This window comes from Mesorhizobium sp. M0292 (genome assembly GCF_040321695.1).
Taxonomy (GTDB): Bacteria; Pseudomonadota; Alphaproteobacteria; order Rhizobiales; family Rhizobiaceae; genus Mesorhizobium.
In genome coordinates, this window is the sequence record NZ_JAMYSB010000012.1 from 87,813 (window position 1) to 114,418 (window position 26,606).

The 26,606-nt window shown below is 64.4% G+C and carries 26 protein-coding genes, 1 tRNA gene and 1 pseudogene; 19 read left to right on the forward strand and 9 right to left on the reverse strand.

The window, feature by feature from the left end:
- Positions 1–73: 73 nt before the first annotated feature.
- Positions 74–805 carry an SDR family oxidoreductase gene (locus NKI96_RS19665; RefSeq protein ID WP_352805700.1) on the forward strand — a complete coding sequence of 244 codons (732 nt, stop codon included), beginning with the start codon at positions 74–76 and terminating at the stop codon, positions 803–805.
- Positions 806–951: 146 nt separating this feature from the next.
- Positions 952–1,797, forward strand: coding sequence for a fumarylacetoacetate hydrolase family protein (locus NKI96_RS19670; RefSeq protein WP_023671304.1), 846 nt, complete (start codon positions 952–954; stop codon positions 1,795–1,797).
- A gap of 79 nt (positions 1,798–1,876) precedes the next feature.
- Here NKI96_RS19670 and NKI96_RS19675 read toward each other — a convergent pair whose 3' ends face one another.
- Complete coding sequence (locus NKI96_RS19675) at positions 1,877–2,896, reverse strand: LLM class flavin-dependent oxidoreductase (protein ID WP_352805703.1); 1,020 nt, start codon at positions 2,894–2,896, stop codon at positions 1,877–1,879.
- A 339-nt stretch (positions 2,897–3,235) separates the two neighbouring features.
- On the opposite strand from NKI96_RS19675, the gene msuE reads away from it, so the two are divergent.
- From msuE to NKI96_RS19700, 5 genes are read left to right on the forward strand one after another with little or no spacing between them, the layout of a single operon-like run.
- Positions 3,236–3,793: an FMN reductase gene (gene msuE, locus NKI96_RS19680; RefSeq protein ID WP_023683545.1), complete on the forward strand. Its 558-nt coding sequence runs from the start codon at positions 3,236–3,238 to the stop codon at positions 3,791–3,793.
- A 58-nt stretch (positions 3,794–3,851) separates the two neighbouring features.
- Positions 3,852–5,228: an LLM class flavin-dependent oxidoreductase gene (locus NKI96_RS19685; RefSeq protein ID WP_352805706.1), complete on the forward strand. Its 1,377-nt coding sequence runs from the start codon at positions 3,852–3,854 to the stop codon at positions 5,226–5,228.
- Positions 5,229–5,252: 24 nt separating this feature from the next.
- Entirely contained in the window at positions 5,253–6,101 is an 849-nt protein-coding gene (locus NKI96_RS19690) for an ABC transporter permease (RefSeq protein WP_352805708.1), read from the forward strand.
- 40 nt (positions 6,102–6,141) lie between these two features.
- Positions 6,142–7,140: an ABC transporter substrate-binding protein gene (locus tag NKI96_RS19695; protein ID WP_352460356.1), complete on the forward strand. Its 999-nt coding sequence runs from the start codon at positions 6,142–6,144 to the stop codon at positions 7,138–7,140.
- Between the two features lie 24 nt (positions 7,141–7,164).
- Positions 7,165–7,929, forward strand: a complete 765-nt coding sequence (locus tag NKI96_RS19700; RefSeq protein ID WP_352805711.1) for an ABC transporter ATP-binding protein — start codon at positions 7,165–7,167, stop codon at positions 7,927–7,929.
- A 49-nt stretch (positions 7,930–7,978) separates the two neighbouring features.
- On the opposite strand, the gene NKI96_RS19705 is transcribed toward NKI96_RS19700, so the two are convergent.
- The 3 genes from NKI96_RS19705 to NKI96_RS19715 all read right to left on the reverse strand — a co-directional run bounded on the left by NKI96_RS19705 (position 7,979) and on the right by NKI96_RS19715 (position 9,112).
- Positions 7,979–8,368: a hypothetical protein gene (locus tag NKI96_RS19705; protein WP_023693130.1), complete on the reverse strand. Its 390-nt coding sequence runs from the start codon at positions 8,366–8,368 to the stop codon at positions 7,979–7,981.
- A gap of 102 nt (positions 8,369–8,470) precedes the next feature.
- A tRNA-Ala gene (locus tag NKI96_RS19710) sits at positions 8,471–8,546 on the reverse strand.
- 173 nt (positions 8,547–8,719) lie between these two features.
- Positions 8,720–9,112, reverse strand: a complete 393-nt coding sequence (locus NKI96_RS19715) for a TIGR02300 family protein (RefSeq protein WP_023671313.1) — start codon at positions 9,110–9,112, stop codon at positions 8,720–8,722.
- A gap of 206 nt (positions 9,113–9,318) precedes the next feature.
- Here NKI96_RS19715 and aroA point away from each other — a divergent pair, with 206 nt between their 5' ends.
- The 4 genes from aroA (at position 9,319) to NKI96_RS19735 (ending at position 14,397) form a co-directional block, all read left to right on the forward strand.
- Complete coding sequence (gene aroA / locus NKI96_RS19720; RefSeq protein ID WP_023746535.1) at positions 9,319–10,677, forward strand: 3-phosphoshikimate 1-carboxyvinyltransferase; 1,359 nt, start codon at positions 9,319–9,321, stop codon at positions 10,675–10,677.
- A 109-nt stretch (positions 10,678–10,786) separates the two neighbouring features.
- Entirely contained in the window at positions 10,787–11,431 is a 645-nt protein-coding gene (gene cmk / locus NKI96_RS19725) for a (d)CMP kinase (RefSeq protein WP_352805713.1), read from the forward strand.
- 204 nt (positions 11,432–11,635) lie between these two features.
- Entirely contained in the window at positions 11,636–13,333 is a 1,698-nt protein-coding gene (gene rpsA, locus NKI96_RS19730; protein WP_023671316.1) for a 30S ribosomal protein S1, read from the forward strand.
- A gap of 248 nt (positions 13,334–13,581) precedes the next feature.
- Entirely contained in the window at positions 13,582–14,397 is an 816-nt protein-coding gene (locus NKI96_RS19735) for an MOSC domain-containing protein (protein WP_023826652.1), read from the forward strand.
- Between the two features lie 146 nt (positions 14,398–14,543).
- Here NKI96_RS19735 and NKI96_RS19740 read toward each other — a convergent pair whose 3' ends face one another.
- The 4 genes from NKI96_RS19740 to NKI96_RS19755 all read right to left on the reverse strand — a co-directional run bounded on the left by NKI96_RS19740 (position 14,544) and on the right by NKI96_RS19755 (position 18,527).
- Positions 14,544–15,251: an SDR family NAD(P)-dependent oxidoreductase gene (locus NKI96_RS19740; protein WP_023714555.1), complete on the reverse strand. Its 708-nt coding sequence runs from the start codon at positions 15,249–15,251 to the stop codon at positions 14,544–14,546.
- Positions 15,252–15,439: 188 nt separating this feature from the next.
- Positions 15,440–17,020 (reverse strand): 5-guanidino-2-oxopentanoate decarboxylase, encoded by a 1,581-nt coding sequence (locus NKI96_RS19745; RefSeq protein WP_023826653.1) that lies wholly within the window; start codon positions 17,018–17,020, stop codon positions 15,440–15,442.
- The gene (locus NKI96_RS19750; RefSeq protein WP_023755778.1) at positions 17,017–17,685 is read right to left on the reverse strand and encodes a TetR family transcriptional regulator C-terminal domain-containing protein; all 669 of its coding nucleotides are present in this window, start codon (positions 17,683–17,685) and stop codon (positions 17,017–17,019) included. The genes NKI96_RS19745 and NKI96_RS19750 overlap by 4 nt, the downstream gene beginning before the upstream one ends.
- Entirely contained in the window at positions 17,655–18,527 is an 873-nt protein-coding gene (locus NKI96_RS19755; protein ID WP_023826654.1) for a dimethylarginine dimethylaminohydrolase family protein, read from the reverse strand. Before NKI96_RS19755 ends, NKI96_RS19750 begins: the two co-directional genes overlap by 31 nt.
- Between NKI96_RS19755 and NKI96_RS19760 the strand changes: the two genes are divergently transcribed.
- From NKI96_RS19760 to NKI96_RS19795, 8 genes and pseudogenes are all read left to right on the forward strand, one after another.
- Positions 18,454–18,609 (forward strand): hypothetical protein, encoded by a 156-nt coding sequence (locus NKI96_RS19760; protein ID WP_196813600.1) that lies wholly within the window; start codon positions 18,454–18,456, stop codon positions 18,607–18,609. The two genes, NKI96_RS19755 and NKI96_RS19760, sit on opposite strands and share 74 nt — an antisense overlap.
- Before the next feature lie 144 nt (positions 18,610–18,753).
- On the forward strand, positions 18,754–19,569 hold the full coding sequence (locus NKI96_RS19765; protein ID WP_023826655.1) for an ABC transporter ATP-binding protein: 816 nt from the start codon (positions 18,754–18,756) through the stop codon (positions 19,567–19,569).
- Between the two features lie 54 nt (positions 19,570–19,623).
- Complete coding sequence (locus NKI96_RS19770) at positions 19,624–20,424, forward strand: transporter substrate-binding domain-containing protein (protein ID WP_023671323.1); 801 nt, start codon at positions 19,624–19,626, stop codon at positions 20,422–20,424.
- Between the two features lie 208 nt (positions 20,425–20,632).
- Positions 20,633–21,298 (forward strand): ABC transporter permease, encoded by a 666-nt coding sequence (locus NKI96_RS19775; protein ID WP_032891566.1) that lies wholly within the window; start codon positions 20,633–20,635, stop codon positions 21,296–21,298.
- Complete coding sequence (locus NKI96_RS19780) at positions 21,298–22,107, forward strand: ABC transporter permease (RefSeq protein ID WP_023703668.1); 810 nt, start codon at positions 21,298–21,300, stop codon at positions 22,105–22,107. Before NKI96_RS19775 ends, NKI96_RS19780 begins: the two co-directional genes overlap by 1 nt.
- Before the next feature lie 112 nt (positions 22,108–22,219).
- Positions 22,220–23,221, forward strand: coding sequence for an Ldh family oxidoreductase (locus tag NKI96_RS19785; RefSeq protein WP_023689222.1), 1,002 nt, complete (start codon positions 22,220–22,222; stop codon positions 23,219–23,221).
- A gap of 326 nt (positions 23,222–23,547) precedes the next feature.
- A pseudogene (locus tag NKI96_RS19790) lies at positions 23,548–23,997 on the forward strand (DoxX family protein).
- A gap of 104 nt (positions 23,998–24,101) precedes the next feature.
- Positions 24,102–25,082: a complex I NDUFA9 subunit family protein gene (locus tag NKI96_RS19795; RefSeq protein ID WP_023693143.1), complete on the forward strand. Its 981-nt coding sequence runs from the start codon at positions 24,102–24,104 to the stop codon at positions 25,080–25,082.
- 15 nt (positions 25,083–25,097) lie between these two features.
- On the opposite strand, the gene NKI96_RS19800 is transcribed toward NKI96_RS19795, so the two are convergent.
- Complete coding sequence (locus NKI96_RS19800) at positions 25,098–26,468, reverse strand: cytochrome P450 (RefSeq protein WP_023736883.1); 1,371 nt, start codon at positions 26,466–26,468, stop codon at positions 25,098–25,100.
- Between the last annotated feature and the right edge of the window lie 138 nt (positions 26,469–26,606).

Here is a 26,606-nt window from a genome sequence, read left to right on the forward strand (position 1 = left end):
TCTGGCACAGGACGCCCCGGTCAGCCCGCATTAAATCGGGCCGAGAAGTGGCCAAAGAGGCGAGGAGAAACGCATGGCGGATCTGGCAGGCAAGGTCGTTGTCGTCACGGCGGCGGCGCAAGGCATCGGCAGGGCGAGCGCATTGGCCTTCGCCAAGGCAGGCGCCGTCGTGCACGCCACCGACATCAACGAGGCGCTGCTGGCCGAACTCGCCAAGACCTCCGGCATCAAGACCCGCAAGCTCGACGTCCTCAACGATGATGCCGTCACGTCCGGCTTCGCCGAAATCGGCCGCGTCGACGTGCTGTTCAACTGCGCCGGCTTCGTCCATTCCGGGTCCATCCTCGAGATGAAGGACGCCGATCTCGATTTCGCCTTCAACCTCAATGTCCGCGCCATGATCCGCACCATTCGGGCCGTACTGCCCGGCATGCTGGAGCGCGGCGATGGCTCGATCATCAACATGTCGTCCGTCGCCGGCGCCGGCAAGGGCGTGCCCAACCGCTTCGCCTATGGCGTCTCCAAGGCGGCCGTGATCGGTCTCACCAAGGCGATTGCCGCGGACTATGTCGCCAAGGGCATTCGCTGCAACGCCATCTGCCCCGGCACCGTCGAGAGCCCGTCGCTGCAGGACCGCATGCATGCGCAGGGCGATTACGAGGCGGCCCGCGCGGCCTTCATTGCCCGCCAGCCGATGGGCCGTCTCGGCACGCCCGAGGAAATCGCCGACCTTGCCGTCTACCTCGCCGGCGCCACGTACACCTCAGGCCAGGCCTATAATATCGACGGCGGCTGGTCGATCTGAGCAATAGCCTCGATCCGCAGGTCCAGGCTCGAACAGTTCTAAAGTCCGGCTTGCCCCAGGTCGGGTCCGATAGCCAGAGTCCGCCCAGTCATCGCTTGGCGGAGCGAGTTTTGAAAACGGCCTTGGGCCGCAATTTGGAGAGCAAGATGAAACTGCTGCGCTATGGCGAGATAGGGAGCGAACGCCCCGGCCTGCTCGATGCGGATGGAACGATCCGCGATCTTTCGGGTCATGTCACCGACATTGCCGGCAAGGCGCTCGATCCGGCGTCGCTCGAGACATTGTCGAAGCTCGATCCGAACTCGCTGCCGGCGGTTTCCGGCAAGCCGCGCCTCGGCGCCTGCGTCGCCGGCACGGGCAAGTTCATCTGCATCGGCCTGAATTATTCCGACCATGCCGCCGAAACCGGCGCCACCGTGCCGCCGGAGCCGATCATCTTCATGAAGGCAAGCTCGGCCATTGTCGGTCCCGACGATGACGTGCTGATCCCGCGCGGTTCGGAAAAGACCGACTGGGAGGTTGAACTCGCCGTGGTCATCGGCAGAAAAGCCAAATATGTCAGCGAAGCCGAGGCGCTGGATTATGTCGCCGGCTATGCCGTTGCCCATGACGTGTCCGAGCGAGCCTTCCAGGCCGAGCGCCAGGGCCAGTGGACCAAGGGCAAGAGCTGCGACACGTTCGGTCCGACCGGGCCGTGGCTTGTCACCAAGGACGAGGTTGCCGATCCGCAGAACCTCAAAATGTGGCTGACGGTCAACGGCAAGACGATGCAGAACGGCTCGACCAGGACCATGGTCTACGGCGTCGCCTATCTCGTTTCCTATCTCAGCCAGTTCATGTCGCTGCATCCTGGCGACATCATCTCCACCGGCACCCCGCCCGGCGTTGGGCTGGGCATGAAGCCGCCGGTGTTCTTGAAGGCTGGCGATGTGGTGGAACTGGGCATCGAGGGGCTCGGCCAGCAGAAGCAGACCTTCAAGGCGGATGTTTAGCCATCTCTTCTCTTGAGCGTTTCACGTTCGGCGGCGAAACGCTCAATCTCTTTGTTTCCCCGGCGGCTGGCGCCTCTTGTCAGCGCCAGCCGAGAGCCGGCGCGACGTGCTTCAGGATCGCCCCGATGACGTGGGCGTTGTACTCGACGCCGAGCTGGTTGGGGACGGTCAGAAGCAGCGTGTCGGCCTCGGCGATCGCTTCGTCCTCTTTCAGCTGATCGATCAGCACATCGGGCTCCGCGGCATAGGAGCGGCCGAAGACGGCAAGCTTCTCAGGCTCGATATAGCCGAAATGATCTTCGCTGCTGCCGCCGCCGAAATAGGCGCGGTCGCGGTCGTTCACCAGCGCAAAGATGCTGCGGCTGACCGACACGCGCGGCTCGCGCGCATGGCCGGCCGCCTTCCACGCCGCGCGATAAGCGCGGATCTGTTCGGCCTGCTGGATGTGGAGCGGCTGGCCGCTCTCATCGAACTTCAGCGTTGAACTTTGCAGGTTCATGCCGAGCTTGCCCGCCCATTCGGCGGTGGCGTTGGTAGCGGCACCCCACCAGATCCGGTCGCGCAGGCCGGCCGAGAATGGCTCGAGCCGCAGCATTCCCGGAGGATTGGGGAACATCGGCCGCGGATTGGGTTGCGCGAAACCTTCGCCGCGCAGCACGTCCAGGAACACCTCGGCATGGTTGCGTGCCATGTCGGCATCGCTTTTGCCGTCCTGCGGCACGTAACCGAAGTAGCGCCAGCCGTCGATCACCTGCTCCGGCGAACCGCGGCTGATGCCAAGCTGCAGCCGGCCACCGGCGATCAGGTCGGCAGCACCGGCATCCTCGGCCATATACAGCGGATTCTCATAGCGCATGTCGATGACGGCGGTGCCGATCTCGATGCGGTTGGTGCGGGCGCCGACCGCGGCCAGAAGCGGAAACGGCGAAGCGAGCTGGCGGGCAAAATGATGGACGCGGAAATAGGCGCCGTCCGCACCCAGCTCCTCGGCGGCGACGGCCAGGTCGATCGACTGCAGCAGCGCGTCGGACGCCGAGCGCGTCTGCGATTGCGACGAGGGCGACCAATGGCCGAAGGAAAGAAAGCCGATCTTCTTCATGCGCGCATCCTGTTCTTTGATTGCAGTTGCCTACTTCGTCGCCCACGCGATTGGGTTCAATCGACACTGACACAACGCAGTGTCAATGCCGCCGGCCCTTGACGGTTTCGCAACGTTACCCATCAGTGCGCAAAGGACCAGGCCATGGTCCCCGGCGATGCCTTGTGCGGTCGGGTCAGCATCTGCCGCGGCGCTTTTGGGGCCAAATGAACCAACCAAAGGCGATGTCCCGCAAACTCCATTCGCTTCAGAGCCCGGTTTTGAAATCTTCTCGCTCATTTAATTCTACAAAATCGGTAGGCTTAATGCGGATAGTGCGTTTGCGAGAAGGAGCCTCGGATGTCAAAAAAGCTGGTGGTGGGGTTGTCCGGCAACCTGACCCGTCCGTCCAAGACGAAGGCATTCGTCAGCCACATCGCCGGTGAGGTGGCGAGCCGGGCCGGCTCGGCTTTGAGCGTTTTCGACATCGAGGATCTCGGCCCGTCCTTTGCGCCTGCAAGACAGCTTGGCGATCTCGATCCGGCGGCGCGCGGTATTATCGAGCAGCTGCTCGGCGCCGACGTGCTGGTGGTCGGCTCCCCGACCTTCAAGGGCAGCTACACCGGGCTGTTCAAGCACTTCTTCGACCTGCTCGACCCGTCGTCGCTGCGCGGCAAGCCGATCATCCTGGCGGCAACAGGCGGCGGCGAGCGTCATTCGCTTGTCGTCGAACACCAGTTGCGGCCGTTGTTCGGCTTCTTCGAGGCGCAGACCCTGCCGACCGCGATCTACGCCTCGGACAAGGACTTTGCCGATGGCGTGCTGGTGTCAGAGGCAGTCAAGGCGCGAGCCCGGCAGGCGGTCGCCGAGGCATGCCGGGTGGCCGGCGTGCCCTACAGCGTCGTCCTTGCCGCCTGAAAACCAACGATCCGCGACGCAACATTCCATCCCGCATAGACCAGAAGGACGCCTGCAAATGACTCGAGCCAGCAAGTCCGATAGCAGGCCGCGGCAGATCAAGCTCGGCGCTTTCCTGCCCGGCGGCGGGCAGCATATCGCCGCCTGGCGTCATCCCGATGCGCCGGCCGACGGGGCCACCAATTTCGAGTTCCACAAGCAACTGGCGCTGACCGCCGAGCGCGGCCTGTTCGACGCCTATTTCCTGGCCGACAACCTGACCGTCGGCCTCGGCGCCCGCGAGGGCGGCAATGCCAAGATCGCCGGTTTCGAGCCGGTGACGCTGTTTGCGGCGCTGGCGCCGCTGACGACGCATCTCGGCTTCATCGCAACGGCGTCCACCACTTATGAGGAGCCTTACACGCTGGCGCGCAAATTCGCTTCGCTCGACCTGTTGTCGAACGGCCGCGCCGGCTGGAACGTGGTGACCTCGGCCGGCGACGAAACGGCACGCAATTTCAACCGCGACGTCCAGCCCAGCCATGCCGAGCGCTATGCCAGGGCGCATGAGCATGTCGAGACGGTCAAGGCGCTGTGGGACAGCTGGGAGGATGACGCCTTCATCCGCGACAAGCAGTCGGGCCGTTTCTACGACAAGGACAGATTGCACGACATCGACCACAAGGGCGAGCATTTCAGCGTCAAGGGTCCGCTCAACGTGCCGCGCCCGGTGCAGGGGCATCCGGTTGTCGTACAAGCCGGGCAGTCGGAAGACGGACGCGGGCTTGCCGCGCACTCGGCCGAGGTCATCTTCACCGCCCATCAGAAGCTCGAGACGGCGCAGGAATTCTACCGCGACATCAAGGCGCGCGTGGCTGAAGTCGGCCGCGATCCCGACCAGGTGCTGATCATGCCGGGCGTCGCGCCCTTTGTCGGCCGCACCGAGGACGAGGCCCGCGCCAAATACCAACAGCTCAACGACCTTATCCTGCCCGAGGACGGTGTTGCGCTCCTCAACGGGCTGGCCGGCCAGACGCTCGACATCAGGGGCTATCCGCTCGACGGCCCGTTGCCGCCGAGCAAGGAAACCGAAGGCATGAAAAGCCGCCAGGCGCTGATCCGGCAGATTGCCGACGAGCACAATTTCAGCATCCGCCAGCTTTACCAATGGGTAGCGACGGCGCGCGGCCACTACACCATCGTCGGCAGCGTCACGCAGGTCGCCGATCAGCTGGAGGAATGGTTCACCAGCGACGCGGCCGACGGCTTCAACATCCTGCCGCCCTGGCTGCCCGGCGCGCTCGACGATTTCGTCGACCTGGTCATTCCCGAGCTGCAGCGGCGCGGCCTGTTCCGCACGGCTTACGAAGGCCGCACGCTGCGCGAGAATCTCGGCCTCAGGCGCCCGGAAAATCCATGGACCGTCGCCCGCTCGACCGTCCTTGCCGCCGAATGACCTTGGCATCGAAGGGGTGAAGCAATGACGTTGCAGCACATCGATCGGCAAATCACGGTTCGCCGCGGTGGTGGCGAAACCGGGCTCGGCACCGACTTCCTGAACCTCGGTAGCAAGGCGGCTTTTCGCTTCCTGAAGCGCTACGGCGTGCTTGCCGGCTTCCTGGCGCTCTGGCAGGTGGCGAGCAGCGTCGGCTGGGTCAACGCGGCGGTGCTGCCGCCGATCGACATGATCGTCGTCGCACTCTGGAAGGGGCTTGCCGGCGGCAGCCTGCTCGGCGACATCGCCATCAGCCTGCAACGCGCCGGCATCGCCTTTGCGGCGGCTGTCGCCGTTGCCATTCCGCTTGGCCTGTTCATGGGCCAGGTGCGCCCGGTCGAAACCGCGCTCGATCCGATCCTGCAGGTGTTCCGGCAGACGTCGGCGCTGGCGCTCTATCCGGTGTTCATCCTGCTCTTGGGACTTGGCGAGACCTCGAAGATCTTCGTCATCTTCTGGGCGACGCTGTTTCCGCTGCTGCTCAACACCACCAGCGGCGTCAAGGAAGTCGATCCCAAGCTGCTTGAAATGGCGCGCGTCTATGGTGCGAGCCGGCTCACCGTGTTTCGCCGCGTCGTACTGCCGGGCGCCGTGCCGTCGATCTTCGTCGGCTTGCGGCTGAGCGCCACCACCGCGCTGCTGCTGCTGATCGCGTCCGAGATGATCGGTGCCAACAAGGGCATCGGCTTCCAGGTGATGAACGCGCAGTACAATTTCCAGATCCCGCTGATGTTTGCGGCAATCGTCATCCTCGCCGGGCTTGGCCTGATCGCCAACCAGGCATTGGTCACCCTGCAGCGGCGGCTCTGTCGCTGGAGCAATCCTGTCAACTGAGCAGTCCGCCCCTCACCGTTTACCTCACAAGGACCCGATCATGAAAATCACCCGCCGTTCGCTGCTTGCCGGCGCGCCGCTTGCCGCCGGCCTCATCGCCGCCGGCCTGCCGCGCCTGGCCTTTGCGCAAGCCGCAGCCGTCAAGTTCCGCTACCTCGCCAGCCGTGGCAGCATCTCCCCGCATGAGCTGGCCGACGAGCTCGGCTACTTCAAAGGGCTCGGCGTCGAGCTGGAGAATGTCGGCTATTCCTCGGGTGGACCGGAATCGCTGTTTGCGCTGTCTTCCGGCAGCGTCGACATCGGCTCGGCCGCCACCGCGGCGGTGATCAACTCGATCTCGGGCGGCAACGATTTCGTCGCGGCGTATCCGAGCAACGGCATCAACAAGGATGTGAAGAGCGTCTTTTACGTGCTGGAAGACAGCCCGATCAAATCGATCGCCGACATTGCCGGCAAGACCATCTCGGTCAACACGCTCGGCGCTCATCTCGACTATACGGTGCGTGAGGCCCTGCACAGCGTCGGCCTGCCGCCGACCGCCGCCAACCTCATTGTCGTGCCCGGCCCGCAGCTTGAGCAGACGCTGCGCTCGCGCCAGGTCGACATTGCCGGCCTCGGCTACTGGCAGGCGACCTTTGCCGGCGCGCTGGTCGCCAACGGCGGCGTGCGCGGCGTGTTCGACGACACCCAGGTGCTCGGCGAACTCGCCGGAGGCTTCGTCGTACTCAGGCGCGACTTCATTGCCGCCAACCCGGATGCGGCGCGCAACTTCGTCGAACAGTCGGCGCGCGCCTCGGACTGGTCGCGCCAGAACCCGGACGAAGCCCGCAAGGTGCTGGCCACTATCCTCGACAAGCGCGGCGAAAACGGCGATCTCGCCCGCTACTGGACCGGCTTTGGTCTGCGCGAAGGTGCACAGGCGACCGACCGCGACATCGACTTCTGGGTCGCCGTGCTGGAGCGCGACGGCCGTCTGGCCCAGGGCAAGCTGAAAGCCGCCGACATCCTGTACCGGCCCGGCGAAACCAAGATCAACTGAGCTTTGAAATAGCTGAGAGACAAGATGGGCGGTTCTAACCGTGGCGGAGAGGTCTCGATCCGCGACCTCTCCAAATCCTTCAGCCTCGGCGGGCGCCAGCTTGCCGTGCTGCGGACGCTCAACCTCGACATTCGTTCGGGGGAATGCCTGGTCATTGTCGGCGCCAGCGGCTCCGGCAAGACCACGCTGCTGCGTATTCTGGCCGGGCTGGAGGCGGCCGACAGCGGCGGTGTCGCGATCGACGGCCAGCCGGTGCATGGCGTCGGCGCCGAGCGTGCCGTGATCTTCCAGGAGCCGCGGCTGCTGCCGTGGCTGAGCGTGCTCGGCAATGTCGCGTTCGGCCTCGAAGTGCGCGGTGTTCCCAAGAGGCAGGCCGAGGAACGCGCCCGCTTCTACCTCGCCCTGGTCGGCCTTGCCGAATTCGCCGATGCTTTTCCGAGCCAGCTTTCCGGCGGCATGGCGCAGCGCGTCGGCATCGCCCGAGCGCTCACCGTGCAGCCCGAAATCCTTCTGCTCGACGAGCCGCTGGGGGCGCTGGACGCCATGACCAAGATCGGCATGCAGGAGGAACTGGCGCGCATCTGGAGCGAGGAGAACGTCACCATGGTGATGGTCACCCACGATCTGGAGGAGGCGATCTATCTGGCTGACCGGGTGCTGATCCTGCCCAAGGAGAAAGGCGGCGCGGCGCGGTTGATCGACATCGACCTGCCACGCCCGCGCGAGCGCAGCGAGAGCCGCTTCGTGCGCTATCGCGAAGAACTGCTGCGCGAATTCGGCCTGCATTGATTAAGGGAAGGAGCCAGCCGTGGCTTCCCCGGAAGATTAGCTCTCGCGATTACTGCTTGGTGAACGTGCCCGTATAGGTGCGGTCGGCAAGCCCATAGGTGACGGCCAGCGTTCCGTCCGCCTGAATGACCGCGCTGACGTCCGCGCCATTGGGAAGGCGCCGCAGTTTCAACGTGTTGCCGAAAATCTTGCCTTCGCCGTCGGCCACGCCCGGTTTGTTGTCGCCGACATCGCCCCAGGCATAGGTGGCGGTGACATTGCCGCCGCGCGTAATCGTCAGCACAGCGAGCTTGCCATCATACATCCCGTCCAACTGTCCGCCCCATATGCCGGAAAACGCGACATACTTGGCCGGGACTCCTTCGCCGGGCGGCATGACCCGCACAGATGGATCGAGGACCGCCGCACCATCCGGAGCAGAGATCGCGGCAGGCGCCATGGGCTGAGGTGCGGGCGCTGGCGGCGGCGATGATGGTTCAGGCGCCGACTGGCAGGCGACAAGCATGAATGCCGCGAAACCGAGCGTCGGAAAGAGACTGTTTGGTGGAGCCAATCGGGATCGAACCGACGACCTCTTGAATGCCATTCAAGCGCTCTCCCAACTGAGCTATGGCCCCACTCCGGCAGTCAGCCGTCGCCGTTGCCGGCGAGAGGTCCGGCGCGGGTTTCAGGACCGCGCCGTTTAGTGCAGGCGGCTTCTAACCCCGCCTTCCCTGAAGATCAAGCCTTCGAGGCCCGCTTTTTCATCATAGCCCGTGAACGCCGCTAAATGCATGCGTTCGAAGCGTTCCTAGACTTCGTCGTCGTCGTCGCCGACGCCGATCATGTCGGCGACGTCGTCGTCTTCTTCCTCTTCGTCGGCAAGGAAAGTATCGTCCTCATCGTCGCCTAGATCGACATCGTCCTCGTCGTCGCCCAGGTCGGGAAGCTCGTCGCCGGCCTTGACGTCTTCGTCGGCCTCTTCAAGCGAGACGACTTCAACGCCTTCTTCTTCCTCGGCGTCCACTTCCTTCTCGGCCACTTCCTCTTCCTCTTCGAGGGCGGCGATCTTGCCGTCCTCGAAATAGGAACGCGGATACGTCTTGCCCGTATAGGGCGAGACGACAGGGTCCTTGTTCAGGTCGTAGAATTTTCGGCCCGTTTCAGGGTCGACACGCTTTGTGCCAAGTTCGTTTTTTGCCACGTCAAGCCTCGTCAGTAAAAGAGTGGTCCCCTTAACCACAGTTTACCGCGCTGTCAAAGCGAAAAGCCGGCGTCACAAAACCAAGCACTGAAAGGCCTCGCGCCAAGCGACGACCATGGGGATGACCATTCGTGCCCGCCGTGATACGAGACCGCCGCAACAAATGAAAAGCGCCGGTGCGCCGGCATTCCGTCCAGGGAAATTCCATGTCTCACGCCGCCGCTGCCAAGCCGGCCACCGCCCGCAAATCATCCGCCCTTTCCGGCACCGCTCGCGTGCCGGGCGACAAGTCGATTTCGCACCGTTCCATGATGTTCGGCGGCCTTGCCTCCGGCGAAACCCGCGTCACCGGCCTGCTCGAAGGCGAGGATGTGATGCGCACGGCGGCCGCCATGAAGGCGATGGGCGCGCATATCGAGAAGCGCGGCGCCGAGTGGGTGATCCGCGGCACCGGCAATGGCGCGCTGCTGCAGCCGGAAGGCCCGCTCGATTTCGGCAATGCCGGTACCGGCTCCCGCCTCACAATGGGCCTCGTCGGCACTTACGACATGGAAACGACCTTCATCGGCGACGCATCGCTGTCGGGACGGCCGATGGGCCGCGTGCTCGAACCCTTGCGCCAGATGGGCGTGCAGGTGCTGAAGGCGACGCCGGGCGACCGCATGCCGATCACGCTGCATGGGCCGAAACATGCCGCACCCATTACCTACCGCGTGCCGATGGCCTCGGCGCAGGTGAAGTCGGCCGTGCTGCTGGCAGGCCTCAACACGCCCGGCATCACCACCGTGATCGAGCCGGTGATGACGCGCGATCATACCGAAAAGATGCTTAGGGGATTTGGCGCCAATCTCTCGGTCGAGACCGACGAGCGCGGCGTGCGCCACATCTTCATCGAGGGCCAGGGCAAATTGACGGGGCAGACCATCGCCGTGCCCGGCGACCCCTCCTCGGCCGGCTTCCCGCTGGTCGCGGCACTGATCGTGCCGGGTTCGGACATCGTCATCGAGAACGTGCTGATGAACCCCACCCGCACCGGCCTGCTTCTAACGTTGCAGGAAATGGGCGGCCAGATCGACATCTTGAACCCGCGCAATGCCGGCGGCGAGGATGTCGCCGATCTGCGCGTGCGCTACTCCGAGCTCAAGGGCGTCACCGTGCCGCCCGAGCGGGCGCCGTCGATGATCGACGAATATCCGGTGCTGGCGGTTGCCGCGAGCTTCGCCGAGGGCGAGACGTTGATGCAGGGGCTGGAAGAGCTGCGGGTGAAGGAATCCGACCGACTGGCAGCGGTTGCCAATGGGCTGAAGCTCAACGGCGTCGACTGCACCGAAGGCGAAGCTTCGCTCGCGGTGCGCGGAAAGCCCGGCGGCAAGGGGCTGGGCGGCCATCGCAATGGCCAGGACACGACGGTGCAGACGCATCTCGACCATCGTATCGCCATGAGCTTCCTGGTGATGGGGCTGGCAACGGAAAAGCCGGTAACCATCGACGACGCCGCCATGATCGCGACGAGTTTCCCGGAGTTCATGGGCCTGATGACGGGGCTCGGTGCGGAGATCGGGTAGGTTTATGCCAAGCGCAAAGCAAGCAGAGATGTCGGCAGGACAGAGGGGGGCGCGAAGGATCGCGGCGTCTGTCTTTTTCATCGAGCCTTTCGATTGTGTTGGCCCGCCAATGACCTTCACCATAGCCATCGACGGCCCCGCCGGCGCCGGCAAAGGCACGCTGGCCCGGCGTCTCGCCGACCACTACCGCCTCAACCTGCTCGACACTGGCCTGACCTACCGCGCCGTCGCCTATGCGTTGCTTCAGTATGCGCTGCCGCTCGACAATGTCTCGGCCGCCGAAACCGCTGCCCGCCAGGTCGATCTAGCCAAGCTCGACCGGGCGGTCTTGTCGGCGCATGCTGTCGGCGAAGCGGCTTCGAAGGTAGCGGTTTACCCTACCGTTCGGCGCATCCTGGTCGAAAAGCAGCGCGATTTCGCCAGGACGCCGCCGGGCGCGGTGCTCGACGGGCGCGATATCGGCACCGTCGTGTGCCCCGATGCCGACATAAAACTCTATGTGACGGCGAGCGCGCAGGTGCGCGCGCAGCGCCGGCTGGCGGAGATCGAGAGCATTGGCGGCACTGCCGATTACGCCGAAATCCTTGCCGATATCGTGCGGCGCGACGAGCGCGACATGGGCCGCGCCGACTCGCCGCTGAAGCCGGCGGCGGACGCGCACTTGCTTGATACCTCCGAAATGGCTATAGAGGCCGCGTTTCTAGCGGCCAAAGCGATCATCGACGACGCCCTGGCTAAGAGAGACAAAGCCTGATCCAGGGTTTTCCCGCTCCACCGATTGCCGGAAGCGAAGAAAATACCCATATCGGGCACGAACCAGCCTGCCAGCATTCTTCATGCGCCGGAATTGCCGCTTAGGCGGCCCAGGGCTTTTGTAGCCCGGAACGCCGGCAGGCCAACGCAACGCTAACCCACGGCGCCCGTTCCGCTTCAGATGCGGGGCACTCCAGGAGAAAATATGTCAGCTGCAAATCCCACTCGCGACGATTTCGCGAGCCTGCTCGAAGAATCATTTACCACCGGTCACTCCGGCGAAGGTCAGGTCGTCAAGGGCACGATCCTGGCGATCGAAAAAGACATGGCCATCATCGATGTCGGCCTCAAGGTCGAAGGCCGCGTGCCGCTGAAGGAATTCGGCGTCAAGGGCAAGGACTCGACGCTCAAGGTCGGCGACACGGTCGAGGTCATGGTCGAGCGCATCGAAAACGCGCTGGGCGAAGCCGTCCTGTCGCGCGACAAGGCCCGCCGCGAAGAGAGCTGGGTCAAGCTCGAAGAGAAGTTCACCAAGGGTGAGCGCGTCGAAGGCGTCATCTTCAACCAGGTCAAGGGCGGCTTCACCGTCGACCTCGACGGCGCCGTGGCCTTCCTGCCGCGCAGCCAGGTCGATATCCGCCCGATCCGCGATGTCTCTCCGCTGATGCACAACCCGCAGCCCTTCGAGATCCTCAAGATGGATCGCCGCCGCGGCAACATCGTGGTGTCGCGCCGCACCGTGCTCGAGGAAAGCCGCGCCGAACAGCGTTCGGAAATCGTGCAGAACCTCGAAGAAGGCCAGGTTGTCGAAGGCGTCGTCAAGAACATCACCGATTACGGTGCGTTCGTCGACCTCGGCGGCATCGATGGCCTGCTGCATGTCACCGACATGGCATGGCGCCGCGTCAACCACCCGACCGAGATCCTCAACATCGGTCAGACGGTCAAGGTGCAGATCATCCGCATCAACCAGGAAACCCACCGCATCTCGCTCGGCATGAAGCAGCTCGAGAGCGATCCGTGGTCCGAGATCGGCACCAAGTTCCCGATCGGCAAGAAGATCAAGGGTACCGTCACCAACATCACCGACTACGGCGCGTTCGTCGAGCTGGAGCCGGGCATCGAAGGCCTCATCCACGTTTCGGAAATGTCGTGGACCAAGAAGAACGTGCACCCCGGCAAGATCCTGTCGACGACGCAGGAAGTCGACGTGGTCGTGCTCGAGGTCGATCCGGCCAAGCGCCGCATCTCGCTCGGCCTCAAGCAGACGCTGGAAAACCCGTGGCAGGCTTTTGCCGCGAGCCATCCGGTCGGCAGCCAGGTCGAGGGCGAGGTCAAGAACAAGACCGAGTTCGGCCTGTTCATCGGCCTTGAAGGCGACGTGGACGGCATGGTGCACCTTTCCGACCTCGACTGGACCCGTCCGGGCGAGCAGGTCATCGAAGAGTACAATCGCGGCGACATGGTCAAGGCGCAGGTGCTCGACGTCGACATCGACAAGGAGCGCATCTCGCTCGGCATCAAGCAGCTGGCCAAGGATACGGTCGGCGAAGCGGCGACTTCAGGCGAACTGCGCAAGAACGCGGTGGTCACCTGCGAAGTCACCGGCATCAAGGATGGCGGTCTGGAAGTGCGGCTGGTCGACAGCGGCATCGAGACCTTCATCAAGCGCAACGACCTCAGCCGTGACCGTGACGAGCAGCGCCCCGAGCGCTTCTCGGTCGGCCAGAAGCTGGACGCCCGCGTCATCGCCTTCGACAAGAAGACCCGCAAGCTGCAGGTCTCGATCAAGGCGCTGGAAATCGCGGAAGAGAAGGAAGCCGTCGCACAGTACGGCTCTACCGACTCCGGCGCTTCGCTGGGCGACATCCTTGGCGCCGCGCTGAAGAAGCAGGGCAGCTAAGCCGCTTCGCGCGCAGCGCGTAAGCCGCTTCGCGCAAGCGTAAACCTCGGCTGCGCCTCACGCGCGGCTTGAACAAGAAGACCCGCGGGCCGCAAGGCTCGCGGGTTTTTTCATGCTCGGCGACGCGGTTGGCACAAGACAAAGACGGCGGAACCCCTTCAATTCCGCATGCGCGGCTGTAGGCTCGGCTGTCGTTGCAGACGTAAACACGGAAGTCCGGCCCTTCGGGCAACGGAGAAGCATGCGCGATGAAGGTCGTCGAACTCTATCGCTATCCGGTCAAGAGCCTGCGCGGCCATGCCGTGCCGAGCGCCGACATCGAGACAATGGGCATGGAAGGCGACCGCCGCTGGATGGTCGTCGACAAGGATGGGCAGTTCCTCACCATTCGCCAGATACCTGATATGACGACGATCGACGTCGAGCATCGCGGAACGGGCATCCTGTTGAAACATGACAGGCATGGCTCGCACTTCGTCGAGGCACCGGCTCCCGGCACCGCGCTCCGGCAAGTCAAGATCTGGAAGGATATGGTTGCCGCGCGGCCGGGCGATCCGGCCGCCGGCGCCTATCTCTCGGCTATTCTTGGCCGGCCTGTCGATCTCGTCTATTTCGACGATCCGCAAAACCGGCCGGTCGATGCGAAATTCGGCCAGCCCGGCGATTTCGTCGGCTTTGCCGACGGTTTTCCGCTGCTGATCGCCACGACAGGCTCGCTGAACCATCTGAACAGCCATCTTGCCAGGCCAATCGAGATGGCGCGGTTCCGGCCAAACATCGTCGTCGACGCAGACGGCGCATGGCTCGAAGACAGCTGGAAGACGATCGGCATCGGCGCTGTCGAGTTGCGCATCGCAAAGCCCTGCTCGCGCTGCGTCATCACCACCCGAGATCCGTTGAGCGGCGAGCAGCCGGACCCGCGCGAGCCGTTGCAGACGCTTGGCAAACTCCACCGCTCCGCCAAGGGCGGCATCATTTTCGGCCAGAATGCCATTCCCAACAACGCCGGCACGATCGCCATCGGCGACGCAGTCGAGGTCGTGGAAGTGGGGTCTCGAACCTGACGTAGTCGCAGGCCTTCTAGTCTAATGCCGTGGAGGCGTCGGCGGTCGCCATGATTGAATGGCCAACCTCCGCTGTAGATCAGGCGAGGTCGGCAAAGGCCGCCATCGGAAGCCAAACCAAATGAGCCGCTCTGCGCGGCGGAACTTCAGGCGCGGCCGTAGAGCGGCACCAGCGTGCCGCTCATTGCCAGATTGGCGGGTGATGCCAGATAGGCGATTGCCTCGGCGGCGGCTTCGAGGCTGACCCATTTGCCGAAATCGGCGTCCGGCATATCGGCGCGGTTGGCCGGCGTATCGAGCGTCGAAGGCGCAACCGCATTGACCAGGATACCCTTGCCTTTCAGCTCTTCGGCCATCGCCACGGTCATCGCTGCCACCGCCGCTTTGCTGGCGCTATAGGCGACCATGCCGGCACCCCGGCGCGGGTCGAGCCCGGCGCGTGCCGTGACATTGACGATGCGGCCCGCTGTGTTCGAGCCCAGCATGGAGCGCACCGCAGCGCGGCAGCACAGAAAGGCGGTGCGGGCGTTGGTGTCCATCATTTCGGCAAAGGATGCGGATTCGATCTTCTCGACCGGGGCTGCGGCAAAGCCGCCGGCCAGATGGATGGAGGCCCACAATTCGGGGACGCTGTCATAGAAGGCATCGACCTTGGCAGGATCGGCGAGATCGACATTGTGCGCCAGCCGGACGCGATCATGGGCCGCGAAGGGGAAATGCGAGGGGGCCGACGCGTGGGCATTCGGCACATGGCAGATCGCGCCGTCCCCCAGCAATTTGCCGACGACCGCGGCACCCAGCGCCCCGGTGCCACCGGTCACCACGATATGCTTGCCCTGAACTGTTTCCGTCATCCTGGACGCTCCTGTCGTTTCTTATGATTATGTCGCTTGTCGTGCCGCGCCGACGCAGAGCGTCGCGCCTTTTGCACGATCACTCAACCGACATCTCGACATGGCAGTTGTTGCGTCTTTGCATCGCTCGAAGTCGCCGACCGCCCCTTCCGACCCCCGCGCATGGACGTACGGCGCGCGACCAGGCGTCAGTCGATGGTGATTTCGATGACGTGCGGCAGTCTGGTTGCGCGTGCGCGTTTGAGCGCATCGGCGAGACCGGCAGTACCGGCAAGCCGCTCGGCTGATATGCCGTAGGCCTCGGCCAGCTTGCAGAAATCCGGCGGCGCCGGGGACACGCCGACCGGCTCGACGCCGACATCGAGCATCGACGTTTCGATCTCGCGATAGCCTCTGTTGTTCCAGACGACGAAGATGACCGGTGCGGGTGCATCGAGCGCCGCGCCCAGCTCCGGCAAGGTGAACTGGAAGCCGCCGTCGCCGGTGAGGCAAACCACCGGCACGCCGGGCATGGCGAGCGCTGCGCCGATCGCCGCCGGCGGCCCGTAGCCGAGCGCGCCGAAACCGGTGGCGGCGTTGAACCAGCCGCCTGGCCGGTCATGGTCGTAATAGAGATTGGCGGCGTAGATCGGCTGCGTGGAATCGCCGACGATGATGGCGCCCGGCAGTGCGTCGCGGATGGTTTCCACCGCACGCACCTGCGCGGCATAGGCCGGGCTGAGCTCGGCAAAGGCCGCCTTTCTCGACGCGGCTGCGCGGCTCTCGCCGTCCTTCGCTGCGGCATGATCAGGGTGGAGCGCGCCTAGCAGTGCACCAAGTGCCTCCGCGCAATCGGCCTGGATGCCGACGCTCACCGGGCGGCGGGCGAGCTGGTCGGCGCCGATATCGATGCGGATCAGATTGGCGGGCAGCACGAAGCCGCCGTCGCTGTAACCGTCATAATCGGTCGGGCCGAATTCGGTGCCGGCGGCGATAACCAGATCGGCGTCTGCCATCAGCGCACGCACCGCCTTCAGGCTGGGGCTGGCCGGCACGCAAAGCGGATGCGCGTGCAGCAGACCGCGCGCATTGGCGGTCTGGACGACAGGCGCGCCGAGCCGCTCGGCCAGGCGCTGCAGTGGCTGTTCAGCGCGCTTGGCACCGCCACCGGCAAGGATCAGCGGCCGGCGCGTGGCTGCGATCAGTCTGGCGGCCTCGGCAATGGCCGCGCCATCCGGCGCGGGCGCCGCCGCATTGGTGAGCGAAGCAGCGATGCCGTCCGCCGGTTTGACCATGACGTCGGTCGGGATTTCGATATGGACGGGGCCCGGCCGCGACGACGAAAACAGCGCGAAGGCCCGCGCCAGAGCGCCCGGCAATTCGCTGGCCTCGGTGACACGCTGCGAAAACAGCGCCACCTTCTCCATCATGCCGCGCTGGTCCGGCAGTTCGTGCAGGAAGCCCAGCCCCTTTCCCAGCGTCGGCATCGCGTTGACGCCCGAAATCACCAGCATCGGCACCGAATCGGCGCGCGCCTGGCCCATTGCGGTGATGGTGTTGGTCAGCCCCGGTCCGGTGATGACAAAGGCAACGCCCGGCCGGCCGCTGGCACGGGCATAGCCGTCGGCCATGAAGCCGGCGCCCTGTTCGTGACGCGGCGTGACATGGCGTATCTTTGAACGCGCCAGCCCGCGGTAAAGCTCGACAGTGTGGACGCCAGGAATGCCGAAAACGGTGTCGACGCCATGCGCTTCGAGCAGCGTGATCAGCGCTTCGCCGATGGTGGTCATGGCTTCTCTCCCTTTTGCGGCGCGAGGCCGAGCTCGGCCTCTATGGCTTTGACGCCGATCGCCGCCAATTCGCCAGGCGAGAACATCTCTGCGGCCAGACAGCCTTCGATCCAGAGCCCGTCGATGATCGCGTTGATGGCAATGGCATGGCGGCGCAGTTCATTTGCGTTTGGCCTGCGCTGCTCGGCGCCGAGCACTTCGGCAACGACTGCTTCCACCTCGTTGCGAAAGCCGAGATAGCCTTCGCGGTGGGCGCGAGCCAGGCTCGGATCCGCGCCGGCGCGGCCGATGAAGGTTGCCCACAGCGAAAACACGCGTGCATCGATGATCGGCGCGTTGAGGTTGGCAGTAACGAAGGCGGCAAGGCGCTGGCGCGGCGAGGCGTTTTCCATGAGCAATGCCGCCTTCGCCTGCTCGATCATGCGGCCCATCAGCGCCGCGTAGGCTTCCTGCAGCAAGTCTTCCTTGCCGGGGAAATAGTGCCGGATCAGCCCGGCGGTGACGCCGGCGCGCAATGCGATGGTGCGCAGGCTGGCGCCCTCCAGCCCATGTTCGGCCACGCTGTCCAGGGTCGCGTCGATCAGATCCTGCCGCCGCCGCTCCTCGCCCTCGCGGCGGAACTTGCGGCGCTCATTCATTGCCGCAGGATGGGCCGCGTCAGGCATGTCGGCCCACCTTCGCAGGCGATGCAGAGCGCATCCGCCTCGAAGATTTGAACCGTGCAGCCGGCGGCTTCCATCGCGGCCTTGGTCTTGGGAAAGCCGGCGACGGCAATGACCTTATGCGGGCTGGTCGGCAGCACGTTCAGGCTGAGGCCGTTCGAAGCGGCAAACTCTTCGGCGTCGCCTTCCACCAGCCGGATGCCGCGCGCCTTCAGCAACTGATAGAACGGCGCCGGCAAAAGCGGTGAATAGACCAGGGCCAGGTCGTCGGCCAGCGGGCTGATCACCGACATCAGATGCAGGCACGCCTCCTCGCCCTGCCACAGCGGCAGATCGAAACCGTAGACGGAAATGGCGAGCGGCGTCAGCAGGTTGGAAACCTGCTGTATGCCTTCCTGGTTGGAGCGCACCCCGCGCCCGATTACCAGCGTGTTTTTATCCAGCCATACGCAATCGCCGCCTTCGACCTGGCCGGGAGCCTCGACGCGGCCGAGGATAGGAATACCCAGGCGTGTGTAGGTTTCCTCATGCAGCGATGGCTCCCGGGCGCGCAATGGCTTGCCCATGGACAGGATCAGCGCGCCGCGGTCGGTCATCAGCGACGGGTCGTGGGTGAATACGGAATCCGACAGCCCATCGGCCTTGTCATCGATCCATTCGATTTCGGCGCCGGACGCCGTCACCAGCTCAGCGAGAGCCGCGTGCTGCGCCGCCGCTTTCGCCGGGTCGAAACCCGGGCCATAGTGCCAGATAACCCGGTCGGCACCGCGCATGGCATTGGCCGCCGACCGCATCAGCACGCGCCGCAACGGCGCCGCCATGGATTGTGATCCGAAAGCGCTCATCAGTGCCCTTTTCAATGCCGTGTTCAAGGTGAAAAAAATGGAAAAAATTTCATCGGAGGCTATTTATACACTTGCACAATAAGGCCGCAAGTGCCGTAATGAGCGGGATTGACGGGCTCGCGCTGTTGGGTCCATGCTGAAGTCTGGAGTGGGCATTACAGCGTATGTTGATTAGCCGGATAGACGTTCGACGATCTGCCGTGGACCCTGTGGCAGAGGTTCCCCGGTGAGCGCGGTGGGAACCGCCGCAGTCCAATCCGGCAAGGCGCAGGACGGCGCCGCCGAAGCCATCCATGTCGAGAACCTGCACAAGAAATTCGGCCATCTGCATGTGCTGAAAGGCGTTTCGCTGTCGGCGCGCGACGGCGAGGTGATCGCCATTATCGGCGGCTCGGGTTCCGGCAAGTCGACGCTGCTGCGCTGCATCAACTGCCTGGAAAACCCGACCAGCGGCATCATCCGCGTCAATGGCGAGGAGATCAAACTCAAGGCCGACAGCCACGGCCACACCGTGCCCGCCGACCGCCGGCAGATCGAACGCATCCGCGCCAAGCTCGGCATGGTGTTCCAGAACTTCAACCTGTGGAGCCACATGACGCTGATCGAGAACGTCATCGAGGTTCCGGTGCATGTTCTGGGCGTCAGGCGCGACGTGGCGATCAGGGAAGCCGAAAAGCTTTTGGCGCGCGTCGGCCTGGCCGAAAAGCGCGACGTCTATCCGGCCTATCTCTCGGGCGGCCAGCAGCAGCGCGCGGCGATCGCCCGCGCCCTGGCCATCAACCCGCGCGTCATGCTGTTCGACGAGCCGACCTCGGCGCTCGACCCGGAGCTGGTCGGCGAGGTGCTGAAGGTGATCGGCGACCTGGCGCGCGAGGGCCGCACCATGGTGCTGGTCACGCATGAAATGAAATTCGCCCGAGAGGTCGCGACCCATGTCGTCTACCTCTGCAACGGGCTGGTCGAGGAAGAGGGGCCGCCGGAGCAGATATTCGGCGCACCGAAATCCGAAAGGCTGAAGCAGTTCATCCGCAACATCGGCTAGGACAAGCCGGGACGGAAGAAAACCGGGAACCAACAACAAACTGGGAGTCGTGACATGAAGACTGTTCTGAAAACATTCGCCGCAGCGCTGCTGCTCGGCGTTGCCGCCATGGGCGTGGCCAAGGCCGATCCGGTCAAGATCGGTGTCGCCGCCGAGCCCTATCCGCCCTTCACCTCGCCGGACGCTTCCGGCAAATGGGTTGGCTGGGAAATCGAGTTCATCGACGCCGTCTGCGCCGAGGAGAAGCTCGACTGCGTCATCACGCCTGTCGCCTGGGACGGCATCATCCCGGCGCTGACGACCAAGAAGATCGACGTCATCGCCAGTTCGATGTCGATCACCGCCGAACGCGAGAAGACCATCGACTTCTCGGATAAGTACTACAACACGCCGACCGCCATCATCGGGCCGAAGGACCAGAAATTCGGCGCCACGCCGGACGATCTCAAGGGCAAAGTGCTCGGCGTGCAGGTGTCGACCACCCATTCGGCCTATGCCAAGAAGCATTTCGGGCCCACGGCCGCCGAGATCAAGGAATACCAGACGCAGGACGAAGCCAACAACGATCTGGCCGCAGGCCGCCTCGACGCCGTCCAGGCGGATTCGATCGCGCTCGACGCATTTCTGAAGTCGGACCAGGGCAAGGCCTGCTGCGATCTGAAGGGCATGGTGGCTCCGGACGATGAAGTGCTCGGACCGGGCGTGGGCGCCGGCGTGCGCAAGGAAGACACCGACCTTAAGGCCAAGATCAACGCCGGCATCAAGGCGATCCGCTCGAACGGCAAATATGACGAGATATCGAAGAAATACTTCGATTTCGACATTTACGGTGGTGGCGGCGCGCAGTCGAACTGACGATCCTCGCATGAGCTGAGGGGCATGGCGCCAACGCCATGCCCCTCCTGCCCGACCTTTCCCAGACATGCTGCCACCGACGCTGCCGTCGGCGGTGGTTGAAGCCAGCAATCCGGGGGCGACGCTGATCGACGCACTTCTTTCGGCCTCGGCGGCCAGCATCATAGAACTTCTCTCGCCCAATCCGCCGGGCTGGGGCGGCACGCTGTTGCTTGGGCTGCTCCATTCGATCGAGATCGCGCTCGGCGCCACGGTCCTTGGTCTCCTGATCGGCACCGGTGGCGCCTTTGGCAAGCTTTACGGCGGGCCGGTCGTACGCGACCTGCTGGCGGTTTACACCACCATCGTGCGCGCCGTGCCCGAACTGGTGCTGATCCTGCTGCTCTATTATGCCGGAACAGACCTGATCAACCAGGCGCTGACCGCAATGGGCTACCAGCGCGTCGACATCAGCGGCCTTGCCGCGGGCATCGCCGTGCTCGGCTTTGTCCAGGGTGCCTATTCGACCGAAGTGATCCGCGGCGCCATCCTGGCCATACCGCAGGGCCAGATCGAAGCCGCCCGTGCCTATGGCATGTCACCCGGGCTCATGCTGCGGCGCATCACCTTGCCGGCGATGCTGCCCTTCGCCATACCCGGGCTCGCCAATCTGTGGCTGATCGCCACCAAGGATACGGCCCTTCTGGCGGTCGTCGGCTTTTACGAGCTGGCGCTGGCGACGCGGCAGGCGGCGGGCGTCACCAAAGCCTATTTCACCTTCTTTTTCGCCGCGGGCGTGCTCTATCTCATCTTGTCGCTGGTCTCCAACCTCCTCATCGGCCGTCTCGAGGCCTGGTCGCGGCGCGGTATGCCGTCGCTCAAGGATGCGCGCTGATGGCCGGAGAAGCGACCATCATCAACGCTGCCGCGCGCACGTCGCTGTGGCTGCAGCCGCATCGCATCGTGCTGATCCTGGTCGCAATCGCGCTGGTTTTCGGTGCCGCCTTTTTCATGCGCTGGGACTGGCTTCCGCAATATTATGAAATGGGACTGATCGGCATCTGGCGCTCGCTGTGGATCCTGGCCGTCACCTGCTTTCTCGGCTTCCTGCTCGCCGTGCCGCTCGGGCTGGCGCAGGCCGCCGGCTCTTTCTGGTTTTCCGCGCCCGCCAGGACATTCTGCACCGTCATCAGGGGCACGCCGCTGCTGATCCAGCTATGGCTGCTCTATTACGGGCTAGGCTCGCTGTTTCCGCAATTTCCCTGGATCCGCGAATCCTGGATGTGGCCGTATCTGAGGCAAGCCTGGCCTTATGGAGTGCTGGCACTGACCTTGTCCTTCGCCGGCTATGAGGGCGAAGTGATGCGCGGCGCCTTTGCCGGCGTGCCGAAGGGGCAGTTAGAGGCGGCCCGCGCTTTCGGCATGAGCCGCTGGAAGATTTTCCGCCGCATCTGGCTGCCGCAGGCCATCTACCGGGCGCTGCCGACGCTGACCGGCGAAACCGTGCTGCAGCTGAAGTCGACGCCGCTGGTGGCGACGATCAGCGTCATCGACATCTTCGCAGTCTCGTCCAAGGTCCGGCAGGACACCTACCTCACCTACGAACCCTTGCTGCTTTTGGCGCTGATCTACATGATCATCACCGGCCTCCTGGTGTTTGCATTCAGCAAGATCGAGGCGCGCATACCGAACAAGGTGGGCTAGGGAATAGTGAGTAGGCAGTAGTGAGTAGTCAGCATATGACCGGGAAACCGCTTGCTTTCGCTACTCCCTACTGACTACTCCCTACTCACTCACCACCAATCGGGTCCGCAACATGCAACTCTCTCTCGATCAGGCAACAGGGCTGTGCCGGATGGCGGCGCTCGGCGCCGGCGCCAATGAGGAGGCGGCGAGGTCACTCACCGCCTCGATCATTGCCGCCGAGGCGGAAGGGCTTTCGACCGTCGGGCTGACCCATTTCATCGATTACCTCGAAGCGCTGGAAGCCGGCCGCATCGACGGCAATGCCGATCCCGTGATCACCAGGCCGGCGCTCGCCGTCTATCAATCCGATGCGCGTGGCGGCCTCGCCCATACCGGCTTCGACCGCACCATCGATGACCTTGCCAAGGCGGCAAAGCTGTTCGGCGTCGCCATCTTCTCGCAGAAGAACGCTTATACCTGCGGCGCACTAGGCTATTTCACCGGGCGTCTGGCGCAACTGGGATTGGTCTCCTTCGCCGCCACCAACGGGCCGGCGGTGCTGGCAGGCTCGGGCTCGGTCAAGCCGGTCTATTGCACCAACCCGATGTCGTTTGCGGCACCCGCCGCCGATGGCGCGCCGCTGGTCATCGACCAGTCGTCGAGCGCCACGGCGTTCGTCAACATCCGCAAGGCGGCCGAGGACGGCAAGAAGATCCCCGAAGGCTGGGCGCTGGACGCCAGCGGCAACCCGACCACCGATCCGGCCGCGGCCATGAAGGGCGCCATGCTGGCCTTCGGCGGCCAGCGCGGCGCCAACATCGCGCTGATGGTCGAAGTGCTGGCGGCTGGCCTGTCGGGCGCCAACTGGTCGCTCGACGCGCCCTGGTTCTCCGGCGGACCGGACAGCCCGGGAACCGGCCTGTTCGTGCTCGCCGTCGAGCCCAAGCTGCTCGACCCGGATTTCGAGCAACGCATGAAGGACCAGCTCGACCGGCTGCGCCGGCGCTTTGGCGTGCACGTTCCGGGCCGGGCGCGGGCCGAAGCGGCCGAGAAGGCGCAGGCGCGCGGCATCAATGCCCCCAAAGCCGTGGTGCAGCGCATTTCCGAGTTCGCCGAGCGCTATTCGGGCTGAAGCGGTCCTGCGACAACGAATTTTTACGCGACCTGACTGAACCTTTCTACCGATCGCAACGACCAATAGCTGCCGGGTCGGGTTTGCCCGGTCGGTGTCTTCTGTCGGATGCGTTTAGGGCCCGGGCGGGCGTATGCCGTCTCAGGTTATCCGCCCCGTTGCGCTCTGTCTCGACCGTTGCGTCACCCGGAAAACCCCGCTTCGGCGGGGTTTTCTGCGTTCGTGCTCTGTGTGCTAAAACATGTGGCGGAAGTTAACTTTTGTTAACTTGACTTGCCGGAACCATCGGGCGTTTGCAAGGGATCGTCACAAAAACAGGAGCTACGATTTCCGCAACCACCGACGCTTCCCGCGGCAAACTTATCGTTCCGGTGTTTGGCCGCCTGTATTCGTCGCTGCATGATGGCGCCGAAACCCTTCTGCGCGTCGTCGCCGGCGGGTTTCACCATTCACGGCTCGCAGAAGATCGCCAACCCTTTCGGCGCCGCCGAGATGGTCGAAGGCCTCGGCTTCTATCCCGGCGCGTTCTGGTCGTTGCTTTGTCCTGCACCGAATTCTTCGGCGGCATTCTGATCGCCATCGGCCTGTTGACTCGGCCCGCCGCCTTTGCCGGCATGATCGTGCTGCTGGTCACCGTCTGGTTCCACTGGATCACTGCCGGCCAGGGCTTTTCCGGCGCTGAAAAGTCGCTTCTATGGGCGGCGATCCTGCTGTTCTTCGTTATCCGCGGCGGCAACCGCCAGTCGGTCGACGCGCGCATCGGCAAGGCGTTCTGAAGGGTCTATAAGAGGGTGGCAGCGACGACGCGTCACCCTTTGCCTTTGGCCCAAAACGGACTATGAAACGGCTTCAGCCAAGCTTTCGAGCGCCGGAGCCAGCCATGACCGAAATCCTGCAGATCCCCAAGCTCGTGGTCGTCTTCGGCGGCTCCGGCTTCGTCGGCCGCCACATCGTGCGGGCGCTGGCCAAGCGCGGCTACCGCATCAGGGTGGCGGTGCGCCGGCCCGATCTGGCGGGACATCTGCAGCCGCTCGGCAATGTCGGCCAGATCCAGCCGGTGCAGGCCAATGTGCGCGTGCGCTGGTCGGTCGACCGCGCCGTGCAGGGCGCCGACCATGTCATCAATCTGGTCGCCATCCCGCATGAAAGCGGCCGGCAGAAATTCAACACCGTGCACGAATTCGGCGCCCGCGCCGTCGCCGAAGCCGCACGCTCGGTCGGCGCAGGGCTCACCCACATCTCGGCGCTGGGCGCCGACCTCAACGCCGAATCCGACTATGCCCGCACCAAGGCGCTCGGCGAAAAGGCCGTCCTGGAGACGATCCCGGACGCCGTCATCTTCCGTCCGTCGATCAATTTCGGACCCGAGGACAGTTTCTTCAACCGCTTCGCCGACATGGCGCGCTATTCGCCGGTGCTGCCGCTGATCGGCGGCGGCCAGACCAAGTTCCAGCCGGTCTATGTCGGCGATGTCGCCGAAGCGGTGGCGCGTTCGGTCGAGGGCAAGATCAAGGGCGGCCAGATCTATGAACTCGGCGGGCCGCAAGTGCTCACCTTCAAGCAGTGCATGGAAGAGCTGCTGACCGTCATCGAGCGCAAGCGGCTCCTGGTACCGGTGCCGTGGTGGATGGCCAATCTGCAGGCCTCGATCCTCGGCCTGCTGCCCAACCCGTTGCTGACCAAGGACCAGGTGCTGCTGCTGCGCCAGCCCAACATCGTGTCGGAGGAGGCCAACAAGGCCAACCGGAACCTTGCCGGCCTCGATATCCAGCCGCAGTCTATCGGCACCATCCTGCCCAGCTATCTCTGGCGCTTCCGCGCCGCAGGCCAGTTCCAGCGCAAGCCCGCCGGCATCGCGTAACAAGGCGTTGCGCCGTTAAACGCGCCGCGTGACCTGCATCGGCAGGCCGCCCTGCGGCTGTGTCGTCAGTTTCTGCACCGGCCACGGCTTGGTCTCGGCGGTCACATCGAAGCGGAAGCGCGACAGCATGATGGCCAGCGCAATGATCGCCTCCTGCATGGCGAAGCTGGCGCCGATGCAGATGCGCGGACCGGCGCCGAACGGCAGATACTGGAAGCGGTCGATCTTCTCGCGGTTTCCCGGATGGAAGCGTTCGGGCATGAAGGCGTCGGGCATGTCCCACAGTTTTCTGTGGCGGTGGACGACCCAAGGCATCACCAGTACGGCCGCGCGCTTGGGGAGCACCAGATCGTTCCAGGTCTCCGTCTCGATCGGCTCGCGGTTGATCGACGGCGCCGGCGGATAAAGCCGCAGCGCCTCCTCGAAGGCGGCGCGGGTGAACGGCATTGCGTCGAGCCATTTCGTTGGGTCGGGTTCGCGCGCCAGCACGGCCTCGATCTCGCGCTCGACCTTTTCACGCTCCCACGGCGCTTCGGCGAGGCAGTAGATCGTCCAGCCCAGTGCCCGCGCGGTGGTCTCGTGGCCGGCGCCGATGAAGGTGATGATGTTGTCCTCGACTTCCGCCCGCGTCAGCCCGTCGGGGCCTTCGGCGCGCAGCAGAAGCGTCAGGAAATCCTGCGGCGCGGTGTCGGGGTCGCGCTTCAGCCGCTCCTCGCGCATCTTGACCGTATCGGTGACGATCTTGCGGAAATACGCCATGGTCTTGCGGCCGCGGATGCGGGTCAGCCGCGGCAGCCATTCGGGCGCGCGCAACAGGTCGAGCGGATCGACGCGGCCCATGGTCTCGAACAGGCGGTCGATCTCCTGCGCGAAACTGCCGGGCTCGCCCGCAATCTCGCCCGAAAACAGCGTCTCGGCCAGGATATCGTAGGTGAGCAGCGTCATGTCATGGGCGACATCGGTCATGCCGCCTTCGTCATAGCGGGCGACGAACTGCATCGTGCGGCGCAGCATCGGCTCGGCGAAGCCGAAGATATGCCGCGGCGTGAACACCGGCGCCATCGCTTTGCGCGAGCGCTTCCACACCTCGCCTTCGGCGGTCAACAGCCCGTCGCGCAAGATCGGTCGCAGGATCATCTGGCGCACCGTCGCCATCTTGTAGTTCTTGGCGTTGTCGATCAGCACGTGGCGGATAAGGCCGGGATCGTTGGCGACGATCAGATGCCCGCCGACGCCATTCGCCGAAATCCAGGGCTCGTTGTAGGTGTGCTCGCCCCACAGTTCGAGCGGATTGCGGTAGACGATCCGCATCATCTCCAGCGTCGAAGGCGGCGTCGTGCGCGGCTTGGGCGCCGGCGGCACGAAGGGGACGGGCTGCGTGTCCATGAGGTGCTCCGCTGATAGCTCAGATGTAGTGGCTGGCAATCCGGGCGTCCATGTGACCGAACGGCAAACTGAAACGCTGCAGCGCCCGGTGTGCCCGACAGACGGTGTGTTCATCGGATCGTGACCGCCGGTGAAACG

What these genes read in the sequence shown, in the direction of transcription:
- NKI96_RS19675 (WP_352805703.1), bottom strand. Translation starts at nt 2,896, where the DNA reads ATGAAGAAGATCGGCTTTCTTTCCTTCGGCCATTGGTCGCCCTCGTCG.
- msuE (WP_023683545.1), top strand. Translation starts at nt 3,236, where the DNA reads ATGTCAAAAAAGCTGGTGGTGGGGTTGTCCGGCAACCTGACCCGTCCG.
- NKI96_RS19685 (WP_352805706.1), top strand. Translation starts at nt 3,852, where the DNA reads ATGACTCGAGCCAGCAAGTCCGATAGCAGGCCGCGGCAGATCAAGCTC.
- rpsA (WP_023671316.1), top strand. Translation starts at nt 11,636, where the DNA reads ATGTCAGCTGCAAATCCCACTCGCGACGATTTCGCGAGCCTGCTCGAA.
- NKI96_RS19695 (WP_352460356.1), top strand. Translation starts at nt 6,142, where the DNA reads ATGAAAATCACCCGCCGTTCGCTGCTTGCCGGCGCGCCGCTTGCCGCC.
- NKI96_RS19665 (WP_352805700.1), top strand. Translation starts at nt 74, where the DNA reads ATGGCGGATCTGGCAGGCAAGGTCGTTGTCGTCACGGCGGCGGCGCAA.
- NKI96_RS19770 (WP_023671323.1), top strand. Translation starts at nt 19,624, where the DNA reads ATGAAGACTGTTCTGAAAACATTCGCCGCAGCGCTGCTGCTCGGCGTT.
- NKI96_RS19750 (WP_023755778.1), bottom strand. Translation starts at nt 17,685, where the DNA reads ATGCCTGACGCGGCCCATCCTGCGGCAATGAATGAGCGCCGCAAGTTC.
- NKI96_RS19670 (WP_023671304.1), top strand. Translation starts at nt 952, where the DNA reads ATGAAACTGCTGCGCTATGGCGAGATAGGGAGCGAACGCCCCGGCCTG.
- NKI96_RS19760 (WP_196813600.1), top strand. Translation starts at nt 18,454, where the DNA reads ATGGCATTGGCCGCCGACCGCATCAGCACGCGCCGCAACGGCGCCGCC.
- NKI96_RS19690 (WP_352805708.1), top strand. Translation starts at nt 5,253, where the DNA reads ATGACGTTGCAGCACATCGATCGGCAAATCACGGTTCGCCGCGGTGGT.
- NKI96_RS19700 (WP_352805711.1), top strand. Translation starts at nt 7,165, where the DNA reads ATGGGCGGTTCTAACCGTGGCGGAGAGGTCTCGATCCGCGACCTCTCC.
- NKI96_RS19740 (WP_023714555.1), bottom strand. Translation starts at nt 15,251, where the DNA reads ATGACGGAAACAGTTCAGGGCAAGCATATCGTGGTGACCGGTGGCACC.
- NKI96_RS19795 (WP_023693143.1), top strand. Translation starts at nt 24,102, where the DNA reads ATGACCGAAATCCTGCAGATCCCCAAGCTCGTGGTCGTCTTCGGCGGC.
- cmk (WP_352805713.1), top strand. Translation starts at nt 10,787, where the DNA reads ATGACCTTCACCATAGCCATCGACGGCCCCGCCGGCGCCGGCAAAGGC.
- NKI96_RS19785 (WP_023689222.1), top strand. Translation starts at nt 22,220, where the DNA reads ATGCAACTCTCTCTCGATCAGGCAACAGGGCTGTGCCGGATGGCGGCG.
- NKI96_RS19780 (WP_023703668.1), top strand. Translation starts at nt 21,298, where the DNA reads ATGGCCGGAGAAGCGACCATCATCAACGCTGCCGCGCGCACGTCGCTG.
- aroA (WP_023746535.1), top strand. Translation starts at nt 9,319, where the DNA reads ATGTCTCACGCCGCCGCTGCCAAGCCGGCCACCGCCCGCAAATCATCC.
- NKI96_RS19745 (WP_023826653.1), bottom strand. Translation starts at nt 17,020, where the DNA reads ATGACCACCATCGGCGAAGCGCTGATCACGCTGCTCGAAGCGCATGGC.
- NKI96_RS19735 (WP_023826652.1), top strand. Translation starts at nt 13,582, where the DNA reads ATGAAGGTCGTCGAACTCTATCGCTATCCGGTCAAGAGCCTGCGCGGC.
- NKI96_RS19755 (WP_023826654.1), bottom strand. Translation starts at nt 18,527, where the DNA reads ATGAGCGCTTTCGGATCACAATCCATGGCGGCGCCGTTGCGGCGCGTG.
- NKI96_RS19800 (WP_023736883.1), bottom strand. Translation starts at nt 26,468, where the DNA reads ATGGACACGCAGCCCGTCCCCTTCGTGCCGCCGGCGCCCAAGCCGCGC.
- NKI96_RS19705 (WP_023693130.1), bottom strand. Translation starts at nt 8,368, where the DNA reads ATGGCGCCTGCCGCGATCTCTGCTCCGGATGGTGCGGCGGTCCTCGAT.